The organism is Sinosporangium album, from assembly GCF_900100605.1.
GTDB classification, from domain to species: domain Bacteria; phylum Actinomycetota; class Actinomycetes; order Streptosporangiales; family Streptosporangiaceae; genus Sinosporangium; species Sinosporangium album.
In genome coordinates, this window is sequence record NZ_FNCN01000028.1 from 1 (window position 1) to 18,712 (window position 18,712).

Sequence of the window (18,712 nt, forward strand, 5' to 3'; positions counted from 1 at the left end):
TGTCCTCCAGGATCAGATCGGCCTTCGGCCTGCCGATACGGCCGGTGTCGTCCAGGCCGGCCAGTCGCTGTCCGGCGAACTGGCGCCGCCACTTGGCCACCGTCTTGACCGCGACGCCGACCTCCCGCGCCGCACCCGCGTTCGACATGCCCTCAGTACAGGCCAGGACAATCCGGGCCCGCTCAGCCAGACGCCTATCCGATAAACCGGCCCGGCGAACCAACTCGGCACGCTCGTCCTCCGACAAGGCGATCTCGACTGCGGCAGGGCCTGGATGCGACATGGCAACAGGGTAGAGATTTACTGCCTAGATTTCAGGTGCGGGACACTAGACGAGGAGGGGTTTTCAAGGTGAGGGTTCGGCCCATCGCGTCGGGGGTCGGCCGCCCGGAGCCGGACCCCGATCTCACGTGCGCAAGGCTTGTCGCGCAACCGATGGCTGGGTGCCTGAATCACGTCAGCCACGCCGGAGCGTGATCAGACATCCGGTCCTCGGCGAGCCGCAACGGCCAGTTGTGCGTCCCTAGGATGGGCCGGTGGACACCGAGGTATTTCGATGGCGACGACGCCACGGCGATGGCGGCATCGCGCATGCCCGCAGGTCCCAACCCCGGCGGAAGTGACTCGGCCGGCTCGGCCGGCTGCCGGTGGCGGCCTCCCCTGCGCGGGGTCAGCCGAGGGCCTCCAACGCGGACTGGTGGGCGGCCAGCCGTTCGCGATGCCGCCGGAGCCGTTCCATGCGCTCGTCCAGCTCGGCCAGTCGGCGGCCGGTGGTCTCCAGTTCGGCCGCGCACCTCGGCCCCTGGTTCAACGGCCGGTCGAGGCAGCCGTGTGCCGCGTAGCCTTGCACATCCTCGACGGTGAGCCCGGCGTCGAGCAGGTGTTTGATGTTGCGTGCGCGGACGACGGCGAGCTCGTCGAAATCGCGGTAGCCGTTCCCCTCGCGCGCCGACGACAGCAGGCCGTGCTGCTCGTAGTAGCGCAGCGCCCGGGTGCTGACCCCGACGCGTTCGGCCAGCTCTCCGATGCGCATCGGTCACCTCTTTCCACGCGGTCTGTTTCCGCGGTCGATTTTATGCGTGAGGAGTCGGCGCGAGCGGCGGGCGCCGTACACCGGGGGGTCCACGGACCCATGGCCGCTGCAGACGGGCCTTGGGGCGCACCTGAGGTTCGTTTGTGGCGCACGTCGCGGCCGATGGATATAAATTGGTCGTATGTCCAAGACGAATGACCAAATCTCGAAGGGCGCCACGACCAAGGCCCGGCTGCGGACGGCGGCGGCGGAGCTGATAGCCGAGGTGGGATGGCGCGGGGTGAGCACCCGCATGGTCGCCGACCGCGCGGGGCTGCGCGTGGGGTTGGTGCACTACCACTTCGACTCGCTGACCGCTCTGCTGCTCGCCGCGGTCATGCCCGTGCTCGACTCCCTGAACACCGAGGTCGAGCGGGCGCTGCGCGACGCCGGGGACGCCGAGGCGGGGATGCGGGCGCTGGCCGGGCCGATGGACCGCCTGCATGAGGAGGCGCAGGCCGTACTCGACCTGCGGCTGCTCGTCGAGGTGTCGATGGAGGCCGCGCGCGACCCCGACGTGGCCCAGGCGGTGGCTCCCGCGCTGGCCCGGGCCCGTGCGGTCATCGCCGAATGGCTGAGCCGTGCCGGCTGCGCGCGGGACGCCGAGGACGCCGCCGCCCTCGCGGCGGTCGTCATGGCCGCCGCGGACGGGCTGGTGCTGCACCGGCTGGCCGACCCGGCGCTCGACGCGGCGGCGGCCGTGGCGAAGCTGGGTCGGCTCATCGGGGGAAGGGCGGGGGAGTGACATGCGCACCCTGATCTGCGGCGCGGGGATCGCCGGTCTCACGCTCGCCTGGTGGCTGCGCCGCCGCGGCGGGGAGGTCGTGCTGGTGGAGAAATCACCCGCGCCCCGCCCGGACGGTTACATGATGGACTTTTTCGGCTCGGGATACGACGTGGCCGAACGGATGGGCCTGCTCGGCGCGCTCCGCGAGGTCTCGGCCGACATCGGCGGGCTCGACTTCCTCGACCCGGCCGGGCGCCGCGGCGGCGGCCTCGCCTACACCGCGTTCCGGCGGATGCTGCACGGCCGGGTGCTGAGCCTGATGCGCGGCGACCTGGAGCGGGTGCTGCGGGCGGCCTGCGACGCGGAGATCCGGTACGGCACCAGCGTGGCGGGCTTCACCGACCGCCCGGACGGCGTCGAGGTGGCGACGACCGACGGCGCCGCCCGACGGTTCGACCTGCTGGTGGGGGCCGACGGGATCCACTCCACGATCCGGGCGCAGCTTTTCGGCCCCGAGGAGCGGTTCCTCCGCCCGCTCGGTTTCCACACCGGGTCCTATCTGTTCGAGGACCGCGCGCTCGCCGATCGGCTCGGACGCCGCTTCGCGATGGTCGCCGCGCCGGGCCGGCAGGCCGGGCTCTACCCCGCGGGCGGCGGGCGTCTGGCCGCCTCTCTGATCCACGCCGATACCGGGCCGCTGCCGGCCGATCCGCGCGGCAGGGTCCTGGAGGCGTACGCGGGGATGGGGGAGCTGGTCGACGAGGTGCTGCCGTACTGCCCGGTCGACCCCTACTACGACCACGTCGCGCAGGTCCGCCTGCCGGGCTGGCACCGCGGCCGGGTCGTGCTGCTCGGCGACGCCTGCGGGGCGGTCTCGCTGATGGCGGGCCAGGGGTCCTCGATGGCGATGGGCGGGGCGTATGTCCTGGCGGAGGAGCTCGCCTCCGGCGAAGGGTCCGGTGGCGCGGTCGGCGCGGCGGCGCGCTATGAGCGGCGCATGGCGCCGTTCGTGGCGGACAAGCAGGCCATCGGCAGGAGTACGGCACGCTGGATGGTGCCGGCCAGGAAGTGGGAGATAGCCGTACGCAACAAGGTCATGGGGCTTTCCGACCTCCCCGGCGGCCCTCTGCTGCTCGGGGCCTCGATGCGATCTCTGGCCAGGAGCGTGGTCTCTCCCTCCACGTGAACCCGCCACATGAAATCTGCCACGTGATGGGGCTGTGCCTCGGGCCGTGCCTCGGGCCGTGTCTGAATTGCGCAAGAAGTCGGCCGTCTGGAGAAACAAGTTCCACCGCTCTGCGGGCTTAGGTAAGGCATGCCTAAGTTATGGTCGTGTGTCGAGTGACAAGGAGAAGGCAGTGACACAGCTCTTGGTGGACCCGGCACCCGGCGTGGACCGCATCGACGACCCACGGTGGCGCGACCTGGTGGACGCGCTGACCAGGCGCGAGCTCTTCGGGGCCGCGGCCGGTCTCGCGGCGATGGGCATGCTGAGCGCGTGCGGTGGCACCGAGTCGGCCCCCGGCGCGGAGGCGAGCGCCGCCTCGACCCGCGAAGTGACCACCCCGCTCGGCACCTACGACATCCCCGTACGGCCGAGCCGGGTCATCGCGGTCGACTCCAGGGTCGACCTGGAGCTGGCGCTCGCCCTCGGTCTTCCGGTGATCGGCCACAACCACAGTGAGGCCAGGCCGTGGCTGCCCCTCACTCCGCAGGTGAAGTACCTCAGTGAGAAGCCCAACCTGGAGCAGATCCTGGCGCTCCAGCCCGACCTGATCATCTGCGCCAACGAGGGCGGCGAGTGGTGGCCGGCCGACAAGCTCCTGAAGATCGCCCCCGTGCTGACCACGGACTTCAGGGTGGACTGGCGTGAGAACCTCACCGTCCTGGCCGCCTGGCTGGGCGTCCCCGACAAGGGAAAGCAGCTGATCGCCGGCTACCAGACCCACCTCGACGGCATCAAGGCCCTCCACGCCGACCTCATCCCCACGGCCAAGGTCTGCGCGCTGTCCTACCTGGAGTCGACGGGCAACATCTACATCACCAGCACCCGCGACCCCGCCAGGGGCCCGCTGCCGACCGAGATGACGCTGCACGACCTCGGCGGCGTCACGTCCGCCGCGAAGTTCGACGCCCCGGAGAACGCCCTCAGCCTGGAGCGCCTCGATCTCATCGCCGACTCCGACGGCTTCATGCTCAACGGGTCGCAGCAGGACTACGACGCCCTGATGTCCAACCGCCTCTGGCAGAAGCTGCCCGCCGTGAAGAAGGGCATGGTGACGCTGCTGGAAGGCGACGTCTACTTCGGCTCCGTCTTCACCATGCCGAAGGTCGCCGACGGCTGGAGCGACCTCTACACCAAGATCGCGGCCGGCTGATCCCGCTAGCCCGACAGGCGGGTGCCCAGGGCGAGCAGCTCGGGCAGCCGGAGCACCCGGTCGCCCGCGCCGGGAAGGGGGACCTGCAGGAGTGTGGCCCAGCGGGCCGGAACGGCGCCGATGCCGTAGACCGCGCCCGCGAGGCCGCCGGTGACGGCGGCGACGGTGTCGGTGTCGCCGCCGAGGTCGATCGCGGCGCGGAGCGCCTCCTCGAACCCGCCGGTGGTGCGCAGCGCCCACACGGCCGACCCGAGGCAGGGCCACACGGCGCCGTTGACCTCGGTGGCCTGGTCGGGATGCCACTTCGGCGCGAGCACCGTGGCGTAGCGGTCGCGGTGGGCGGGGTCGAGCCGCGCGAGCACGTCCGGGACGGAGGCCAGCGGGTCGTCGCCGTCCAGCGCGACGCGGATCAGCTCGTGGAAGACCGCCGTCCCCTCCCACGCGGCCGGGTCGCCGTGGGTGAGCGCGGAGATGCGGCGGGCCGCGTCGATGGTGACCTCCGAGCCTTTCGGCGCGAAATACACCGCGGAGGTCGTGGCCCGCATCAGCGCGCCGTTGCCGGCGGCGTGGCCGGTCGTCCGGAAGTGGCTCGCGGCGGCGCGGTCCCACGGCTCGCCGCGGCTCAGCACGTCGGCGGTCTGCAAGCCGATGTCCTTGGGGTCGGCCGCGGCCCACCGCTGGAAGCGGGCGAAGATGTCCGGCAGGTCGAGGCCGCCCCGCTCGATCAGCGACTCGGCCAGGTGCACGGCCATCTGCGTGTCGTCGGTCGCCTCGCCGGCCTCCCACCCGCCGCCGCCGCACATCTCGTTGTGCTCGCCGAGCACGGGGAAGCGGGCGGAGAACGCCCCGCCGGGCCCGAACTCGAAGGGCGCACCCAGCGCGTCCCCGACCACAGAACCGACAACCGCCCCGATGGCCCGCTCAAGCTGGATCATCCGGGCAGCCTACCGGCCGGATGCGCGCGTGGGCGCTCCCTTTCAGGGCGTACGGCTGGCGCCGGCCCGCAGCCGCTGCGGTGAGCCGGCAGAGCAGCGCGTTCTTCGAGCCGCCGCCCACCAGGTGGACGACGTCGATCTCGCGGCCCGACAGGGCGGCGGCGCCGCGCCCTCCACCGCCACCGCGATGCACGGCCTCGTCGACGCCGCCCACAGGGTGACCGGGTCGGCCGCGGAGCCTAGAATGATCCGCGCGTCGGTCGGCATTCCCTTGGACCTCGGGCGGCGAGCGTTCCCCCGTCATCCGCGAAGATCCGCCTGATGTGCTCCACCGCGCCGCCACCGCGGGCGCGGTCAGCGTCCATGGCCAGGAGAGGTCCGAGATGGCAGGCGTCTATGTCAACGGCCGCACCGTCACCTACGCCGACACCGGGGGTGACGGCCCGGCCGTCGTCCTCGGCCACGGGTTCTTCCTCGACCACACCGCCTTCGCCGCCCAGGCGCGGGCCCTGGCGCCGCGATGGCGGGTCGTCGCGTGGGACGCGCGGGGCCACGGGGGGACGGCCGACGACGGCGTCCCCTTCACCTACTGGGACCACGCCCGCGACGTCCTTGGCCTGATGGACGCGCTCGGCATCGAGCGGGCCGCTGTCGGAGGCGTCTCCCAGGGCGGTTTCACCGCCCTGCGCGCCGCGCTGCTGGCTCCCGAACGCGTGTCGGCGCTGCTGCTGTTCGACACCGAGGCCCAGGCGTGCGACCCGCACGACAAGGTGGGCTACGCGCAGATGTTCGCGGCGCTGGCCGAGTCGGGGCCCGTCGACGAGCTCATCGGCCCGCTCGCGGCGCAGATCATCGGCGACGGCCCCCTGGCCGAGACCTGGCGCGTGCACTGGCGGCACTCCGCCCTGCCCCTCGGCGCTCCGGCCACCTGCCTGCTCGAACGCGACGACGTGACGGGCCGCCTCGGAGAGATCGCCTGCCCGGCGCTGCTCGTCTGGGGCGAGAATGATCGCTCCCTGCCGCGGGACCGCATGGACCTCCTGCGGGACGGGCTCCCCGCCGCGACCCCCGTGCACGTCGTCCCGGGGGCCGCCCACACCCCGCCGCTCACCCACCCCGGCGAGGTCAACCGCATCCTGGTGGAGTTCCTGTCGGGCCTCCTGCCGCGCCGTACGGCTTGAGCCGCCGATCCAAGGCGCCCGCCGCCCCGCGGGTCAGGTGTCGCGGAGCGCGCGGGCCAGGGGAGAGGGGCCCCCGGGGGTGAGCGGGGCGCTGAGGAACACCGGGGTCTGAGCCATGAATCGCGGGACGTCGCCCCGGTGCGGTTGGGCGGCGTGCACGGTGAGCGGGTGGCAGAGGTAGACGTCTCCGGGGCGTCCGGTGGCGTAGGCCACCGGACGCGCGGCACTGGCGGCGTCCAGCAGCGGGCCCGCGTCCAGGTGGCTCATCGGGGCGGGCCCGAGGGCGGCCCACGTGTCGCGCTGGGAGCCCACGCGGATCCGGGTGGGCGCGTCGTCGATCCCGACCTCCGACAGGAGGGTCAGGATGAGCATGGTCTGCGGTTCACGGGAAACCGTCCACTGCCCGTCGGGGAGCATCGTGTTCAGGTCGATGTGCCATCCGCAGTCGTCGGCGGCCGGCAGGTGGGGAAACCGCACCGGAATGTTGCCCAACGCGCCTCGCGGACGCCACCCTCCGACCCCGGCGACGGCGTCCAGTGCGGCGTTCAGCCGCTCGCTGCGAGCGAAATGCAGGAACGGGCCCTGCGCGTCCAGGTCGGATGTCCAGACCACCGGCTCCGTCCACCGCGACGGATCGCCGGGCGGCAACCCGATGCGCTTCCACAGCAGCTCCCGCGCCTCGTCGGCGACGGCGCGGGGGACGGACTCCTCCAGCTTCACGAAACCGTCCCTGACGAACGCCTCGACCTGCTCATCGGCCAGCACTCCCACTCTCATGACGCGTGACGGTAGCGATCCCGGATGGCCGAAGTCGATGGATTTTTCGTGAAAGGTGACCTGTGCGCCCGCCGTACGGCATGAGCCGCGGCCTCGCCGCCCGCCTCGGTCGGCCGGGGCCTCACACGGGTGACCGCTCCTCGGCCGGACTCGGCGGGGCGTCGCTCCCGGTGAACTCGGCGAATCCGCCGTACCGGCCGCCGTAGAAGACGAGCGGCCGTCCGGTGGCGCAGGCGTCGACCAGATGCACGTGGGCCACCACGATGTCGTGGTCCCCGGCGGGGTGCTCCGCCGCGATCGAGCACTCCAGGCGGCCGATCACCCCGTCGAGCACGGGCGGTCCCGCCAGTTCCGACGGTCCCGAGGGCGCGGCCGTCCACGGGACCCCGTGGAACCGGTCGCCGTCTGTGGCCGCCAGCCGTACGGCGACCGCCCGCTGATGCTCGCCGAGGATGTTGACGCCGAGGCGGGCCGCCTCGCGCAGCCGCGGCCAGGTGCGGCTGGTGTGGGCGACGCAGAAGGACACCAGGGGCGGATCGAGCGACACCGACGTGAAGGAGTTGACCACCAGCGCGACGGGCGCGCCGCCGACCAGTCCGGTGACGGCGACGACGCCGGTGGCGTAGCGGCCCAGGGCCTTGCGGAAGTCGAGCGGGGCCGGCCGGGTGAGCGGATCTCGCGCGCTGACGGGTCTCACCCGCCCAGGCTCGATCACGAGGCTAAAACCGCCCTAAAGCCCCAGCTCGGTCCGGTGCCGTGCCCCGACACATGCGTGACACGTGCGGGGGGAGGGCCGCCGCGGGGCCGTCTCGCGTGCCGGACGAACCATTTCACTGATCCGTTGTCTCTTGCTACCCTCATTTTCAGGTCGAGAGGCGCTGCAACGGACTCGGGGTCCGCCACGCTCGGCCGGAACCACCCCACCCCCAAGGGCGCCTCCCACCAGTGAGCGGGAGGCGGTCCAGGTGCAGATGTCTGTCAACTCCGGTGGCGCGCAAGGCCAGGCGGCGCGGATCAAGGCGCTGCGGGAGCTGCTGTCCCAGCGCATCGCCGTGCTCGACGGCGCGTGGGGCACCATGCTCCAGGGGGCCGGGCTCACCCCCGCCGACTACCGCGGCGATGTGATCGAAGACCATCCGCGCGATGTGACCGGCGACCCCGACCTGCTGAACCTCACGCGTCCCGACGTGATCCTCGACGTCCACCGGCAATACCTCGCGGCCGGCGCCGACATCACCACCACCAACACGTTCACCGCGACGAGCATCGGCCAGGCCGACTACGGGCTCGAGTCGCTGGTGCGCGACATGAACGTCAGGGGCGCGCAGCTCGCCCGGCAGGCGGCCGACGAGTTCGGCGGGCGTTATGTGGCGGGCTCGATCGGGCCGCTCAACGTCACGCTGTCGCTGTCGCCGAAGGTGGACGACCCCTCCTACCGCGCGGTGACCTTCGACGAGGTCCGCGCGTCCTACGCCGAGCAGATCGCGGCGCTGGCCGAGGGCGGCGTCGACCTGCTGCTCATCGAGACCATCTTCGACACCCTCAACCTGAAGGCCGCGATCTCCGCCGCGCGCGAGGTCGCCCCCCATCTGCCGCTGTGGATCTCGGTGACGATCGTCGACCTGAGCGGGCGCACCCTGTCGGGCCAGACGGTGGAGGCGTTCTGGAACTCGGTCGCGCACGCCGAGCCGCTGATGGTCGGGGTGAACTGCTCGCTGGGCGCCGAGGAGATGCGCCCGCACGTGGCGGAGCTGGCGCGCATCTCCGGCTCCTACACCGCGTGCCACCCCAACGCCGGCCTGCCCAACGCGTTCGGCGGCTACGACCAGACCCCTGAGGAGACCGCGCGCCTGCTCGGCGAGTTCGCGGCGGCGGGCATGGTCAACGTGGTGGGCGGGTGCTGCGGCACGACGCCCGCGCACATCGAGAAGATCGCGGCGGCGGTGTCCGGCGTCGCGCCGCGCGAGGTGGCGAGCCCGGCGGCGCGCACCCGGTTCAGCGGGCTGGAGCCGTTCGAGATCGGGGCCGACACCGGCTTCGTGATGATCGGTGAGCGCACCAACGTGACGGGCTCGGCGCGGTTCCGGCGCCTGATCGAGGGCAACGACTACCAGGCCGCCGCCGACGTCGCCCTGGAGCAGGTGCGCGGCGGGGCCAACATCCTCGACGTCAACATGGACGCCGACCTGCTCGACAGCGAGCGGGCCATGACCACCTTCCTGAACCTCGTGGCCACCGAGCCCGAGGTCGCCCGCATCCCCATCATGATCGACAGCTCGCGGTGGAGCGTGCTGGAGGCCGGGCTCAAATGCGTGCAGGGCAAGGGCGTGGTCAACTCGATCAGCCTCAAGGAGGGCGAGGAGGCCTTCCTTGAGCAGGCCCGGGTCATCCGTGGATACGGTGCCGGCGTGGTCGTCATGGCCTTCGACGAGCAGGGCCAGGCCGACAATACCGAGCGCAAGGTGGAGATCTGCGCCCGCGCCTACGACCTGCTGACGCAGAAGGCCGGGTTCCCCGCCGAGGACATCATCTTCGACCCCAACGTGCTCGCCGTCGCCACCGGCATCGCCGAGCACAACGGCTACGCCAAGGCGTTCATCGACGCGCTTCCGCTGATCAAGCAGCGCTGCCCCGGGGTCCGCATCAGCGGCGGCATCTCCAACCTGTCGTTCTCCTTCCGGGGCAACGACGTCGTCCGCGAGGCCATGCACTCGGCGTTCCTGCTGCACGCGGTACGCGCCGGGCTGGACATGGGCATCGTCAACGCCGGGCAGCTCACGGTCTATCAGGACATCCCCGCCGACCTGCTCGAACTCATCGAGGACGTGCTCTTCGACCGCAGGCCCGACGCGACCGACCGGCTGGTCGCGTTCGCCGAGACGGTCAGCGGCTCGGGCACCCGCCGCGTGGTGGACCTGGCGTGGCGCGAGGCCCCCGTCAAGGAGCGCCTCGCCCACGCGCTGGTGCACGGCATCGTCGACTTCATCGAGGCCGACACCGAGGAGGCCCGCCTTTCGGCCGAGCGCCCGCTCGACGTGATCGAGGGCCCGCTCATGGACGGCATGAAGATCGTGGGCGACCTGTTCGGGTCGGGCAAGATGTTCCTCCCGCAGGTGGTCAAGAGCGCCCGGGTGATGAAGCGGTCGGTGGCCTACCTCGAACCCTTCATGGAGGAGGAGAAGGAGCGGGCCAGGCTCGAAGGGCGCGCCGAGACCGTGCGCGGCCAGGGCAAGGTGGTGCTCGCCACCGTCAAGGGCGACGTGCACGACATCGGCAAGAACATCGTGGGCGTCGTGCTGGGCTGCAACAACTACGAGGTGGTCGACCTCGGGGTCATGGTGCCGGCCTCGGTCATCCTCGACACCGCCGTCACCGAGAACGCCGACGCGATCGGGCTCTCCGGGCTGATCACGCCGTCGCTCGACGAGATGGTCACCGTCGCCTCGGAGATGCAGCGCCGCGGCTTGAAGCTGCCGCTGCTCATCGGCGGCGCGACCACGTCGCGGCAGCACACCGCGGTCCGCATCGCCCCCGCCTACGAGGGCTCCACCGTCCACGTGCTCGACGCCTCCCGCGTCGTCGGTGTGGTGTCCGACCTGCTCGACGAGGAGCGGGCCGAGGAGCTCGCCGTGGCCAACCGGGCCGAGCAGCAGCGGCTGCGCGAGCAGCACGAGGCCAGGGAGCGGCGTCCGCTGCTGACGCTGGAGCGGATCCGGGCCAACCCGGAGGCGGTGCCGTACGGCGACCTGCCCGTGCCGGCGTTCACCGGGGCGCGCAGGGTCGCGCCCGCCATCGCCGAGCTCCGCGAGATGATCGACTGGACGTTCTTCTTCCTCGCCTGGGAGCTGAAGGGCAAGTTCCCCGCCATCCTCGACCAGCCGGTGGCGCGCGAGCTCTACACCGACGCCAACGCGCTGTTCGACCAGATCATCGCCGACGGCGCGTTCCGGGCCGAGGGCCTCTACGGGTTCTGGCCCGCGCACTCCGACGGCGACGACATCGTCCTGCCCGAGCAGTCGCTGCGCCTGCCGATGCTGCGCCAGCAGACCGCCAAGCCGGAGGGCCGGCCCAACCGGTGCCTGGCCGACTACGTGGCGCCCGAGGGCGACCACCTCGGCGGGTTCGCCGTGGCGATCCACGGGGCCGAGGAGCTCGCCGCCCACTACGAGGCGGGCCACGACGACTACCGGTCGATCATGGTGAAGGCGCTCGCCGACCGCCTCGCCGAGGCGTTCGCCGAGCACATCCACCTCCAGGCCCGCCGCGACTGGTTCGAGCCCGATGCCGACCCGCTGCTGGAAGACCTGCACGCCGAGCGGTTCCGCGGCATCCGCCCGGCGCTCGGCTACCCGGCGAGCCCCGACCACAGCATGAAGCGCGACCTGTTCGAGCTGCTCGACGCCGAGCGGATCGGCATGGGGCTGACCGAGTCGTTCGCCATGACCCCCGCGGCGAGCGTCAGCGGGCTCATCTTCGCGAGCCCCTCGTCGCGCTACTTCACCGTGGGGCGCCTCGGGAAGGACCAGGTGCGGGACTACGCGCGGCGGCGCGGAATGGATCTCGCCGAGGTGGAGCGCTGGCTGCGCCCCAACCTCGCCTACGACCCCGACTGAGCGTGGAGACCGGCCCGCACGCGTCGCGTGCGGGCCTTTTCCGGTACGGCTGCCCGCCGGCGACCTCGCCCGTCCCGCGTGCCCGGACGTTCGCCACCCTCGTGAGATTGACCGGATTTGTCCGTCTTGGTGAATACGCGGGCCGCGGATGCGGAAGATCGCTACGATGCGGCGTGACGGCAGGATGGGGGCCGTGTGACGCCCTCGGGGACGCCTGCCGCGCACGGGGACACAAACGCGGACACAAACGCGGACACGGGGGTGGGCGGTGGCGGCTGTCGCCTATGACGTGAAGAACCTGGTGAAGACCTATCCGCGGCAGCGGGCCCCGGCGGTCGACGGCGTCACCTTCCAGATCTACGAAGGGGAGATCTTCGGCCTGCTGGGCGACAACGGCGCGGGAAAGCCCGGAACGGGATTGTTGCACTTCTTTGCGACCTCCGGATACCTGGTCACATACCGCACATGCCTCGCCTAGCAATCTGGATCTGAACTTTCCTGGTTCCGTGTCATGCGTTCGATCACCTCAGTATCGGTCGCCCTGTCCAAGGCGTATCGCAGGTAGAAGTCTGGTTTAGCGAGGAAGCGGCGCCAGTGATCGACTAGTTGGAGCTTTTCCCACTCTGTGTCGCGGGTGCCGTAGTCGCCGAGTTCGATGATCTGTGCGCCTGGGAGGCTGGTGAGAATCGGCGAGTGGGTAGCGCAAATGATCTGCCCGCCCTCGTCTGCGACACGGGCCATGAGGCCGACCAGGCGCACGCACGAGTGAAACGAGAGGGCCGCCTCGGGTTCATCGAGGAGGTAGAGCCCTGGCCCGGTCACCATGCGTTCCAGGACGGTGAAGAACCCTTCCCCGTGGGATTGGTCAGTGAGGTCTTCTTCCCAGAATCCGTACCGTCCGGAGACGTTCTGTCCGAGGTTGAACAGAGTTTCGGCGCGGAGAAAAAACGCTCGGCGCTTGGTGCGGGGGCCGCGAAGAAGGCGGAGGCCGGTAGTTGTGAGTTCGGCGTCCATGACTTCCCCGAGGGGCGTGGCGGGTCCTGTGCTGGCATATCGGGTGCCTGCCTTGCCACCTGCGGAATTGATGCCGCAGACGTCGGCGATCGCTTCCACGATGGTGGACTTCCCGGAGCCGTTCTCTCCGACCAGGAATGTCACTGGGGCGGTGAGATTCAGTCCGTGTTTGGAGAGGTAGTGGATGGGCGGCAAGGTGGCGGTCCACCCTGTAGGAAGGTGGCGAGTGCTCAGTCGGGTGAGTAGCACGCGCTATCGCCTTCCTACGGGTTGGATCAGCCAGGCGACGTGGGCGCGCACTGGGGCGGCGAGGGTCGGATAGTCACCGCTTCGGCTGGCGCGGTCGAGAATATGCGCGGCGGCGGACAGCTGTGCCAGACGACCGGTTGGGGTGTCAAGGAGGTCGGCGAACAGGCCGTGAACGTGGGCCGCGGTGGCGGGAACCAAGAGGCTGTGAAGGTAGAGCATGGCTGCCCCGTAGCCAGCGGGAGCGTTACCCCAGTACTCCCAGTCCAGCACCCACAGGCGGGGGTGCGTTAGATTGGTCCAATGAAGATCGGTGTGTTCGGTCTGCATGGTCGGAGTTGAGGGCAGGGCGAGCGGTTGGCGGTAGAAGGCTTCGACTCGCTGGGCTAGCGCGGACGGGGCGTGATCACCCCGTTCGGTGGGATATACGGCGAGCGCATCCATTGCATCACGAAGATCGGTCCACCAAGCGGCGGAGACGATGGGGGGCGCGGTGAGTTCGGGAGCGGTTGAACATGGCGAGTCTGGTACGTAGGTGAGCAGTTCGGCGTACATGGACACTGGCGGCTCGTCCCAGTCCACGCGGGCGGTCACTGTGGGTTTGGGGACGTTGGTGATTGCTGAGGCGTCCTGATTGCCGGTCCATGCCTCGCCGTGCGCCCAATCACGATGTTCAGCGGTTGCGCGTAGCCAGAGCATGTTCACGTCCGTGAGAACGGGTGATCCGATGGTGCGGTCATGCCAGCCGAACACCACTTCCCCGGCTGGAGACACGCCGAGTCTATGCGCGCCCTCGGCAAGGATCCGGCGCAGGAACGCGCGCTGTCCGGACTCGGGGTCGCGGTGTTGGCTGTTCACGTTCGTTTCCTACTTCCCTACCTTGTGGGGCGGCACTTGTTGGGGTTGCAGCTCATCACGGGGTTGCAGTTCTTATCCTTCGGCACGCATGGTCCGCATGAGTAGTTCGGCGCACAGTTGTTGGACGGGCGGCAGTTGCCTTGCGGTCTACATGACGGGCTACAGTCTGGGCTGCACGGGTCCGGGTTGCATGGCGTGCGCTGGCCGAATTCTCCCCGTAGCTCGCCGGTGATCCGCGTGAACGCCTCGCTGGTGAGGATCTCCGCGAGGGACGTCTCTTGAATGTTGCCCGCCGGAAGCCAGCGTGAGAACACACACGGCCAGACTTCTCCCGTGGGCGAGATCGCGATCTGCCGTTCTCCGCAGTTGCCGCAGAGCTGCGCGACGCTAGGGCCATCTCGCCGGGTGCCGCGTCCGACTTCCCGGAGATCGTCGTAGCCGATTTCGGAAACGCCGAGACGTTCCAGTACGGCGATGCTCTGCTGGGTACGCTGACCGTCGTTGACACCGATTACTCCCGCACGAAGCGGGATGCCGAGGTCCTGTGCGCGGGCGATGTTCCTTGTCGTGATCTTGAGTGTGGGGCGCTTGGTGATTGCCTCGTGCTCCTCGGGTTGATCTGAGTAGTAGGAGGTGGCGAGTCGAACGCCTGGCAGTTGGAAGGTTTCCCACATGGCGGGGGTGACATGAACGAGGTTGGTGTAGATCTCAACCTCCATACCTGCGCTGAGGGCATGACGAACGAGGTCCGACAGGCCGGGGTACAAGGTCGGCTCACCACCGATGAATTGCCCCATCGTGGCGCCAACCTCGCGCGTCTGCGTGATGACACGTCGCCAGTCGGCAAGGGTCATGGTTCCGTGGGTTCCGCTTGGTCCTGATGAGGCGTAGCAGTGAGCACAGGCAAGCTGACACATGCCCGTGACCTCCCACCATGCGAAGCGGAGAAGCTTTGATCTCGTCAAGATGCCTCCTGCACGTCGACACGGAAAGCTGACCACCGCCAAGAGCGTAGGTTCCAACAGGAATTGATCCCTAGTAACTAATCAGACAGAATCATTCTTTCCGAACAGTTCCAGGTGTGGCGCGCAAGACACTAGGCAACGAAAAAAGGCCCTCCCGGATGAGAGGGCCTTGATCGAGATCGGAGCCGTTTGCAAGGTGCTGCCGTGCGGACTGTCAGAACAGATCCCAATGCCGGAACGGTTAACCTCGTAGCCTCTCCGGGGTGAACTCATCTTGCTGCATGCCAATCAGGAACGCTTGCCATTCGTCTGGAGTAAACGCAAGTACTGGGCCATGCGGGTCTTTAGAGTCGCGGACGACAAACAGTTCGTTCTCGCCCGTCTTGTGGTCGGTCAGGGCTGCATCACCGGGAACTACTGCCACTTCAACACAGCTGGCTCCGCCGTCCCCGCTGGCGGTAGATTTCACCCACCGAGCCGACGAGAGGTCCATCTCGGGTGTACCTCCTACTTCGTGCTACGAGATTTCGTCCATCACTCGCGCAAGCAGAACCCGTGAGTCGTCCGGGCTGAGCGCTCGGGCGCGTAGATGATCGAAAAGTTTGACGTAGGCGTCAACGTCTGGCGCTTGCTCTAGATAGAGCGAACCTTGCCGGTACTCAACGTACACGACGTCAGGATCGCCAGCGAAACCTAGCAGGTGAAAGGCTCCGTGCATGGCCGGGTGAGCCCCAGCGCTGAAGGGGAGCACTTGGAGCATGATGTTATTGATCCGCGGCGCTTGGATGAGCTTGTTGATCTGTCCGCGCATGGTCTCGACTCCTCCCACCATCCGGCGCAACGCTCCTTCGCCGACCACGACCCATAGTTCCGGCGCATCGGCTGCCAAGAGCTTCTCTTGGCGCTTGAGGCGGACTGCAACCCGGCGATCAATCTCCTCATCGGACGGAACGATCATCTCGGACTGGAACAGCGCCCGCATGTAATCTTCGGTCTGTAGTCGTCCGTCGATCTGCTCGTTTTCCCAGCTGCAGATCTTGGATGCCTCCTCCTCCAGACCGACGTAGACCTCGAACCACTGCGGGATGGCTCCGCTGTACGCCTGCCACCATCCCCGCTGTCGAGCGTCACGCGCCAACGTCATGAGCACGTCATGGCGTTCGCTATCGACGCCGTAGAGGTTCAACATCATTGAAACGTCCGCAGGGCGCGCGATAGCTGAGGAATTTTCGATCTTCGTAATCGTGCTCGGCGCCACGCCAACATACGACGCCACTTCATCACGGCTCTTGCCGGATTTCCGACGTAGCTCTCTTAGTTCGGCGGCGAGCCGTCTCCGTCGAACGGTCGGACTTGTCCTACTCGTCACCTATGCCTCCAAACGTGCCGACATGACGCCCTCTGGAAGTTTCGGAACAGTTCCGTCGGAACCGTTTGCAACGCCTTATTGTGAAGGGCACGATCAGGTTAGCGAGTCGCCTGGAACGCGGGGGCGGCTGCGACAGTTCCCCTTGGTACGGCTGCCCGCCAGCGACGTCGCCCGTTCCGCGTGCCCGGACGTTCGCCATCCTCGTGATATTGACCGGATTTGTCCGTCTTGGGGAAAGCGCGGGCCGCGGATGCGGAAGATCGCTACGATGCGGCGTGACGGCAGGATGGGGGCCGTGTGACGCCCTCGGGGACGCCTGCCGCGCACGGGGACACAAACGCGGACACAAACGCGGACACGGGGGTGGGCGGTGGCGGCTGTCGCCTATGACGTGAAGAACCTGGTGAAGACCTATCCGCGGCAGCGGGCCCCGGCGATCGATGGCGTCACCTTCCAGATCCACGAAGGGGAGATCTTCGGCCTGCTGGGCGACAACGGCGCGGGGAAGACCACGCTGGTGCGGCAGATGGTCAACCTGCTGCGGCCCGACTCCGGAACGGTCGAACTCTTCGGCCGGGACGTCCGCGACGACCCGCGGCATGTGGCCATGCTGGTGGGATACATGCCGCAGAAGAGCGCGGCGCTGAACCGGCTCACCGTCGGCGAGGCGATCTACTTCACCGCGCATCTGCGGGGGCTGAGCCGGCAGGCGGCCCGCGGGGAACGCGACGCGCTGGTCGAGCTGTGGCGCCTCGGCGACATCGTGGACAAGTCGAGCGAGCAGCTGTCCGGCGGGCAGCGGCGGCTGATGCAGCTCGCCGTGGCCATGGCGGGCGACCCGCCCGTGCTGGTGCTGGACGAGCCCACCAACGACCTCGACCCGGTGAACAGGAAGCACGTCTGGGACGTGCTGCGGGACCGCAACACCCGGCGCGGCACGACCGTCATTCTGATCACGCATGACGCGGTGGAGGCGGAGAAGGCCATCCAGCGGGTCGGCATCGTCCAGCGGGGACGCTTCACGGCGCTCGGCACGCCCGGCGAGCTGAAGAGCCGGGTGGCGCTTCAGGTGCACGTGGACCTGTCGTTCACGCCGGGCAGCCCGCCCCGCCTCCCCGCCGGGATCACGCCGTGGAAGAGCGCCCCCGATTCCTGGTCGCTGCGGGTCGACCCCGACGCCGTCCCGGCCCTCATGGCGGCGCTGGACTTCGCCGACATCACCGACATCCGTCTCTCGTCCGCCACCCTTGAGGACCTTTACCTGCACTATGTCTCCTAACCGCAACGCGCCTTCGGTGTACGCACAGCTCGTCGACCTGCTGCTGATCCAGTTGTCGAACTACCGCTGGGCATGGCGGGGCACAGTGGTCACCGGTGTGGTCGCGCCCGTCATGATGCTGCTCGCGATCGGCCTGCCGGCGAAGCAGTACGGCACGGGCGGCCTCGCCTATGTGCTCGTCGGCAGCGTCGTGATGTCGCTCATGTTCCAGAACCAGAACCAGGTGGCCCACAACTTCGCCTTCATGAAGGCCATGGGGACGCTTGACTACTTCGCGACCCTTCCGATCCACCGCGCCATCGTGGTCGTGGGCACCGTCTCGGCGTTCTTCCTCCTCTCGCTGCCGGCCCTCGGCGTGACGCTGCTCCTCGGCGCGCTGTTCCTCGGCGTTCCGCTGGCGGTCGACCCGGTGGCCCTCCTGGTGGTCCCGCTGTGCGCCCTGCCGCTCGCGGGCGTGGGCGCGCTGATCGGGCTGCTGGCCCCCGGCCCGCAGGACGTCGGGCCGATCGCGCTCGTCACCACCATGGCGATGCTGTTCGTCGGACCGGTGATCCTGCCGCCCGACACCCTGCCCGACTGGCTGATGGCCGTGAGCCACGTCAGCCCGACGAACTACGCGGCGTCGGCGATCCAGCAGGTCCTCGTCGGACCGGTGACGGGTCGGCTCTGGGTCGACGTCGGCGTCCTCGCGGCGCTGACGGCGGTCGTGCTGTGGGTGGTGGGGCGCAAGGTCCCCTGGCACGCGCGCTAGCCGCAGCCCTGCGCTCGCCCGCCGATCCAGGCTGGAAACTCGAACGCGGCCCGGGCGGGGGCAAGGCCGTCCTTCCCGTGACGACCACGATGCACACGGCCCCGGACCAGTCCCCCTTCGACACCCGCCTCCAGCTCTCCCAGCCGGAACGGCCGGCGAGTTCTCCGCATGCCGCCGCCGAACTCGCGGACAACTACACGGGGCTGCCGATCGCTTGAGATCGGTTCAGGGGGAATCGGCGCGGGCTCCGCCGTACCATCTGCACCGGCAAATCCTCCGATTTGCTGATATTCCTGACGATTGACAATCAAAAGGGGTAAAGCGATATTTCGGTGGGCAGGGGCTGTATATGGGTACTTTGCTTTGGCTGATAGCAGTCGCACTGGTCATCGGAGGCATCTATGTGATCATCGCCCGCCGGCAGATCGTCTGGGGGATCATTCTGATCATTCTCGGTTTCCTCGTCGGCCCGGGCGGTGTGAGCATCTTCCACGTCTGACCGCCGCACTGCGCCGCTCACCCCCGCAAGACGCAGGTGACCTGGATG

21 protein-coding genes are annotated in these 18,712 nt (G+C 69.0%); 10 read left to right on the forward strand and 11 right to left on the reverse strand.

Annotated features, from left to right (window positions below; genetic code table 11):
* On the reverse strand, positions 1-283 hold a 283-nt coding region (locus tag BLQ73_RS35100; RefSeq protein ID WP_143020400.1), incomplete at its 3' end, for a helix-turn-helix domain-containing protein.
* Between the two features lie 387 nt (positions 284-670).
* Positions 671-1,033: a MerR family transcriptional regulator gene (locus BLQ73_RS23570; protein WP_093173454.1), complete on the reverse strand. Its 363-nt coding sequence runs from the start codon at positions 1,031-1,033 to the stop codon at positions 671-673.
* Between the two features lie 181 nt (positions 1,034-1,214).
* Between BLQ73_RS23570 and BLQ73_RS23575 the strand changes: the two genes are divergently transcribed.
* The 3 genes from BLQ73_RS23575 to BLQ73_RS23585 all read left to right on the forward strand — a co-directional run bounded on the left by BLQ73_RS23575 (position 1,215) and on the right by BLQ73_RS23585 (position 4,177).
* Positions 1,215-1,817 carry a TetR/AcrR family transcriptional regulator gene (locus tag BLQ73_RS23575; RefSeq protein ID WP_093173456.1) on the forward strand — a complete coding sequence of 201 codons (603 nt, stop codon included), beginning with the start codon at positions 1,215-1,217 and terminating at the stop codon, positions 1,815-1,817.
* 1 nt (position 1,818) lies between these two features.
* A complete protein-coding gene (locus BLQ73_RS23580; RefSeq protein WP_093173458.1) occupies positions 1,819-2,985 on the forward strand; it encodes an FAD-dependent oxidoreductase in 1,167 nt (388 codons plus the stop codon).
* Positions 2,986-3,157: 172 nt separating this feature from the next.
* Positions 3,158-4,177: an ABC transporter substrate-binding protein gene (locus BLQ73_RS23585; protein ID WP_093173460.1), complete on the forward strand. Its 1,020-nt coding sequence runs from the start codon at positions 3,158-3,160 to the stop codon at positions 4,175-4,177.
* A gap of 5 nt (positions 4,178-4,182) precedes the next feature.
* Here the strand turns inward: BLQ73_RS23585 and BLQ73_RS23590 are convergent, their stop codons facing one another.
* On the reverse strand, positions 4,183-5,112 hold the full coding sequence (locus BLQ73_RS23590; protein ID WP_093173462.1) for an ADP-ribosylglycohydrolase family protein: 930 nt from the start codon (positions 5,110-5,112) through the stop codon (positions 4,183-4,185).
* Entirely contained in the window at positions 5,099-5,416 is a 318-nt protein-coding gene (locus BLQ73_RS35255; protein WP_476712868.1) for an FGGY-family carbohydrate kinase, read from the reverse strand. Before BLQ73_RS35255 ends, BLQ73_RS23590 begins: the two co-directional genes overlap by 14 nt.
* Positions 5,417-5,495: 79 nt before the next feature.
* Here BLQ73_RS35255 and BLQ73_RS23600 point away from each other — a divergent pair, with 79 nt between their 5' ends.
* The gene (locus BLQ73_RS23600; RefSeq protein ID WP_093173524.1) at positions 5,496-6,293 is read left to right on the forward strand and encodes an alpha/beta fold hydrolase; all 798 of its coding nucleotides are present in this window, start codon (positions 5,496-5,498) and stop codon (positions 6,291-6,293) included.
* Positions 6,294-6,326: 33 nt separating this feature from the next.
* Here the strand turns inward: BLQ73_RS23600 and BLQ73_RS23605 are convergent, their stop codons facing one another.
* Positions 6,327-7,070, reverse strand: a complete 744-nt coding sequence (locus tag BLQ73_RS23605; protein WP_093173466.1) for a phytanoyl-CoA dioxygenase family protein — start codon at positions 7,068-7,070, stop codon at positions 6,327-6,329.
* A gap of 121 nt (positions 7,071-7,191) precedes the next feature.
* On the reverse strand, positions 7,192-7,767 hold the full coding sequence (locus BLQ73_RS23610) for a flavin reductase family protein (protein WP_176955623.1): 576 nt from the start codon (positions 7,765-7,767) through the stop codon (positions 7,192-7,194).
* A 274-nt stretch (positions 7,768-8,041) separates the two neighbouring features.
* On the opposite strand from BLQ73_RS23610, the gene metH reads away from it, so the two are divergent.
* Both metH and BLQ73_RS32695 read left to right on the forward strand, forming a co-directional pair.
* Positions 8,042-11,683 carry a methionine synthase gene (gene metH, locus BLQ73_RS23615; RefSeq protein ID WP_093173526.1) on the forward strand — a complete coding sequence of 1,214 codons (3,642 nt, stop codon included), beginning with the start codon at positions 8,042-8,044 and terminating at the stop codon, positions 11,681-11,683.
* A gap of 268 nt (positions 11,684-11,951) precedes the next feature.
* Complete coding sequence (locus tag BLQ73_RS32695; protein WP_093173470.1) at positions 11,952-12,161, forward strand: hypothetical protein; 210 nt, start codon at positions 11,952-11,954, stop codon at positions 12,159-12,161.
* Here the strand turns inward: BLQ73_RS32695 and BLQ73_RS23625 are convergent.
* From BLQ73_RS23625 to BLQ73_RS23645, 5 genes are all read right to left on the reverse strand, one after another.
* Positions 12,158-12,946 carry an AAA family ATPase gene (locus BLQ73_RS23625; RefSeq protein WP_093173472.1) on the reverse strand — a complete coding sequence of 263 codons (789 nt, stop codon included), beginning with the start codon at positions 12,944-12,946 and terminating at the stop codon, positions 12,158-12,160. The genes BLQ73_RS32695 and BLQ73_RS23625 overlap by 4 nt on opposite strands.
* Positions 12,947-12,949: 3 nt before the next feature.
* The gene (locus BLQ73_RS23630) at positions 12,950-13,801 is read right to left on the reverse strand and encodes a hypothetical protein (RefSeq protein ID WP_093173474.1); all 852 of its coding nucleotides are present in this window, start codon (positions 13,799-13,801) and stop codon (positions 12,950-12,952) included.
* A gap of 17 nt (positions 13,802-13,818) precedes the next feature.
* On the reverse strand, positions 13,819-14,718 hold the full coding sequence (locus BLQ73_RS23635; protein ID WP_093173476.1) for a radical SAM protein: 900 nt from the start codon (positions 14,716-14,718) through the stop codon (positions 13,819-13,821).
* A gap of 289 nt (positions 14,719-15,007) precedes the next feature.
* Entirely contained in the window at positions 15,008-15,259 is a 252-nt protein-coding gene (locus BLQ73_RS23640; protein WP_093173478.1) for a DUF397 domain-containing protein, read from the reverse strand.
* A gap of 24 nt (positions 15,260-15,283) precedes the next feature.
* Entirely contained in the window at positions 15,284-16,135 is an 852-nt protein-coding gene (locus tag BLQ73_RS23645; RefSeq protein ID WP_093173480.1) for a Scr1 family TA system antitoxin-like transcriptional regulator, read from the reverse strand.
* A 370-nt stretch (positions 16,136-16,505) separates the two neighbouring features.
* Here BLQ73_RS23645 and BLQ73_RS23650 point away from each other — a divergent pair, with 370 nt between their 5' ends.
* The 4 genes from BLQ73_RS23650 to BLQ73_RS32700 all read left to right on the forward strand — a co-directional run bounded on the left by BLQ73_RS23650 (position 16,506) and on the right by BLQ73_RS32700 (position 18,664).
* On the forward strand, positions 16,506-17,414 hold the full coding sequence (locus tag BLQ73_RS23650) for an ABC transporter ATP-binding protein (RefSeq protein WP_093173482.1): 909 nt from the start codon (positions 16,506-16,508) through the stop codon (positions 17,412-17,414).
* Between the two features lie 16 nt (positions 17,415-17,430).
* Positions 17,431-18,165, forward strand: coding sequence for an ABC transporter permease (locus BLQ73_RS23655; protein WP_176955624.1), 735 nt, complete (start codon positions 17,431-17,433; stop codon positions 18,163-18,165).
* Positions 18,166-18,242: 77 nt separating this feature from the next.
* The gene (locus BLQ73_RS31635; protein ID WP_218125986.1) at positions 18,243-18,383 is read left to right on the forward strand and encodes a hypothetical protein; all 141 of its coding nucleotides are present in this window, start codon (positions 18,243-18,245) and stop codon (positions 18,381-18,383) included.
* Positions 18,384-18,514: 131 nt separating this feature from the next.
* On the forward strand, positions 18,515-18,664 hold the full coding sequence (locus BLQ73_RS32700; protein WP_176955625.1) for a GPGG-motif small membrane protein: 150 nt from the start codon (positions 18,515-18,517) through the stop codon (positions 18,662-18,664).
* Positions 18,665-18,712: the final 48 nt, after the last annotated feature.

What these genes read in the sequence shown, in the direction of transcription:
- BLQ73_RS23575 (WP_093173456.1), top strand. Translation starts at nt 1,215, where the DNA reads ATGTCCAAGACGAATGACCAAATCTCGAAGGGCGCCACGACCAAGGCC.
- BLQ73_RS35255 (WP_476712868.1), bottom strand. Translation starts at nt 5,416, where the DNA reads ATGACGGGGGAACGCTCGCCGCCCGAGGTCCAAGGGAATGCCGACCGA.
- BLQ73_RS23570 (WP_093173454.1), bottom strand. Translation starts at nt 1,033, where the DNA reads ATGCGCATCGGAGAGCTGGCCGAACGCGTCGGGGTCAGCACCCGGGCG.
- BLQ73_RS23600 (WP_093173524.1), top strand. Translation starts at nt 5,496, where the DNA reads ATGGCAGGCGTCTATGTCAACGGCCGCACCGTCACCTACGCCGACACC.
- BLQ73_RS23580 (WP_093173458.1), top strand. Translation starts at nt 1,819, where the DNA reads ATGCGCACCCTGATCTGCGGCGCGGGGATCGCCGGTCTCACGCTCGCC.
- BLQ73_RS23640 (WP_093173478.1), bottom strand. Translation starts at nt 15,259, where the DNA reads ATGGACCTCTCGTCGGCTCGGTGGGTGAAATCTACCGCCAGCGGGGAC.
- BLQ73_RS23590 (WP_093173462.1), bottom strand. Translation starts at nt 5,112, where the DNA reads ATGATCCAGCTTGAGCGGGCCATCGGGGCGGTTGTCGGTTCTGTGGTC.
- BLQ73_RS32700 (WP_176955625.1), top strand. Translation starts at nt 18,515, where the DNA reads ATGGGTACTTTGCTTTGGCTGATAGCAGTCGCACTGGTCATCGGAGGC.
- BLQ73_RS23635 (WP_093173476.1), bottom strand. Translation starts at nt 14,718, where the DNA reads ATGTGTCAGCTTGCCTGTGCTCACTGCTACGCCTCATCAGGACCAAGC.
- metH (WP_093173526.1), top strand. Translation starts at nt 8,042, where the DNA reads ATGTCTGTCAACTCCGGTGGCGCGCAAGGCCAGGCGGCGCGGATCAAG.
- BLQ73_RS23605 (WP_093173466.1), bottom strand. Translation starts at nt 7,070, where the DNA reads ATGAGAGTGGGAGTGCTGGCCGATGAGCAGGTCGAGGCGTTCGTCAGG.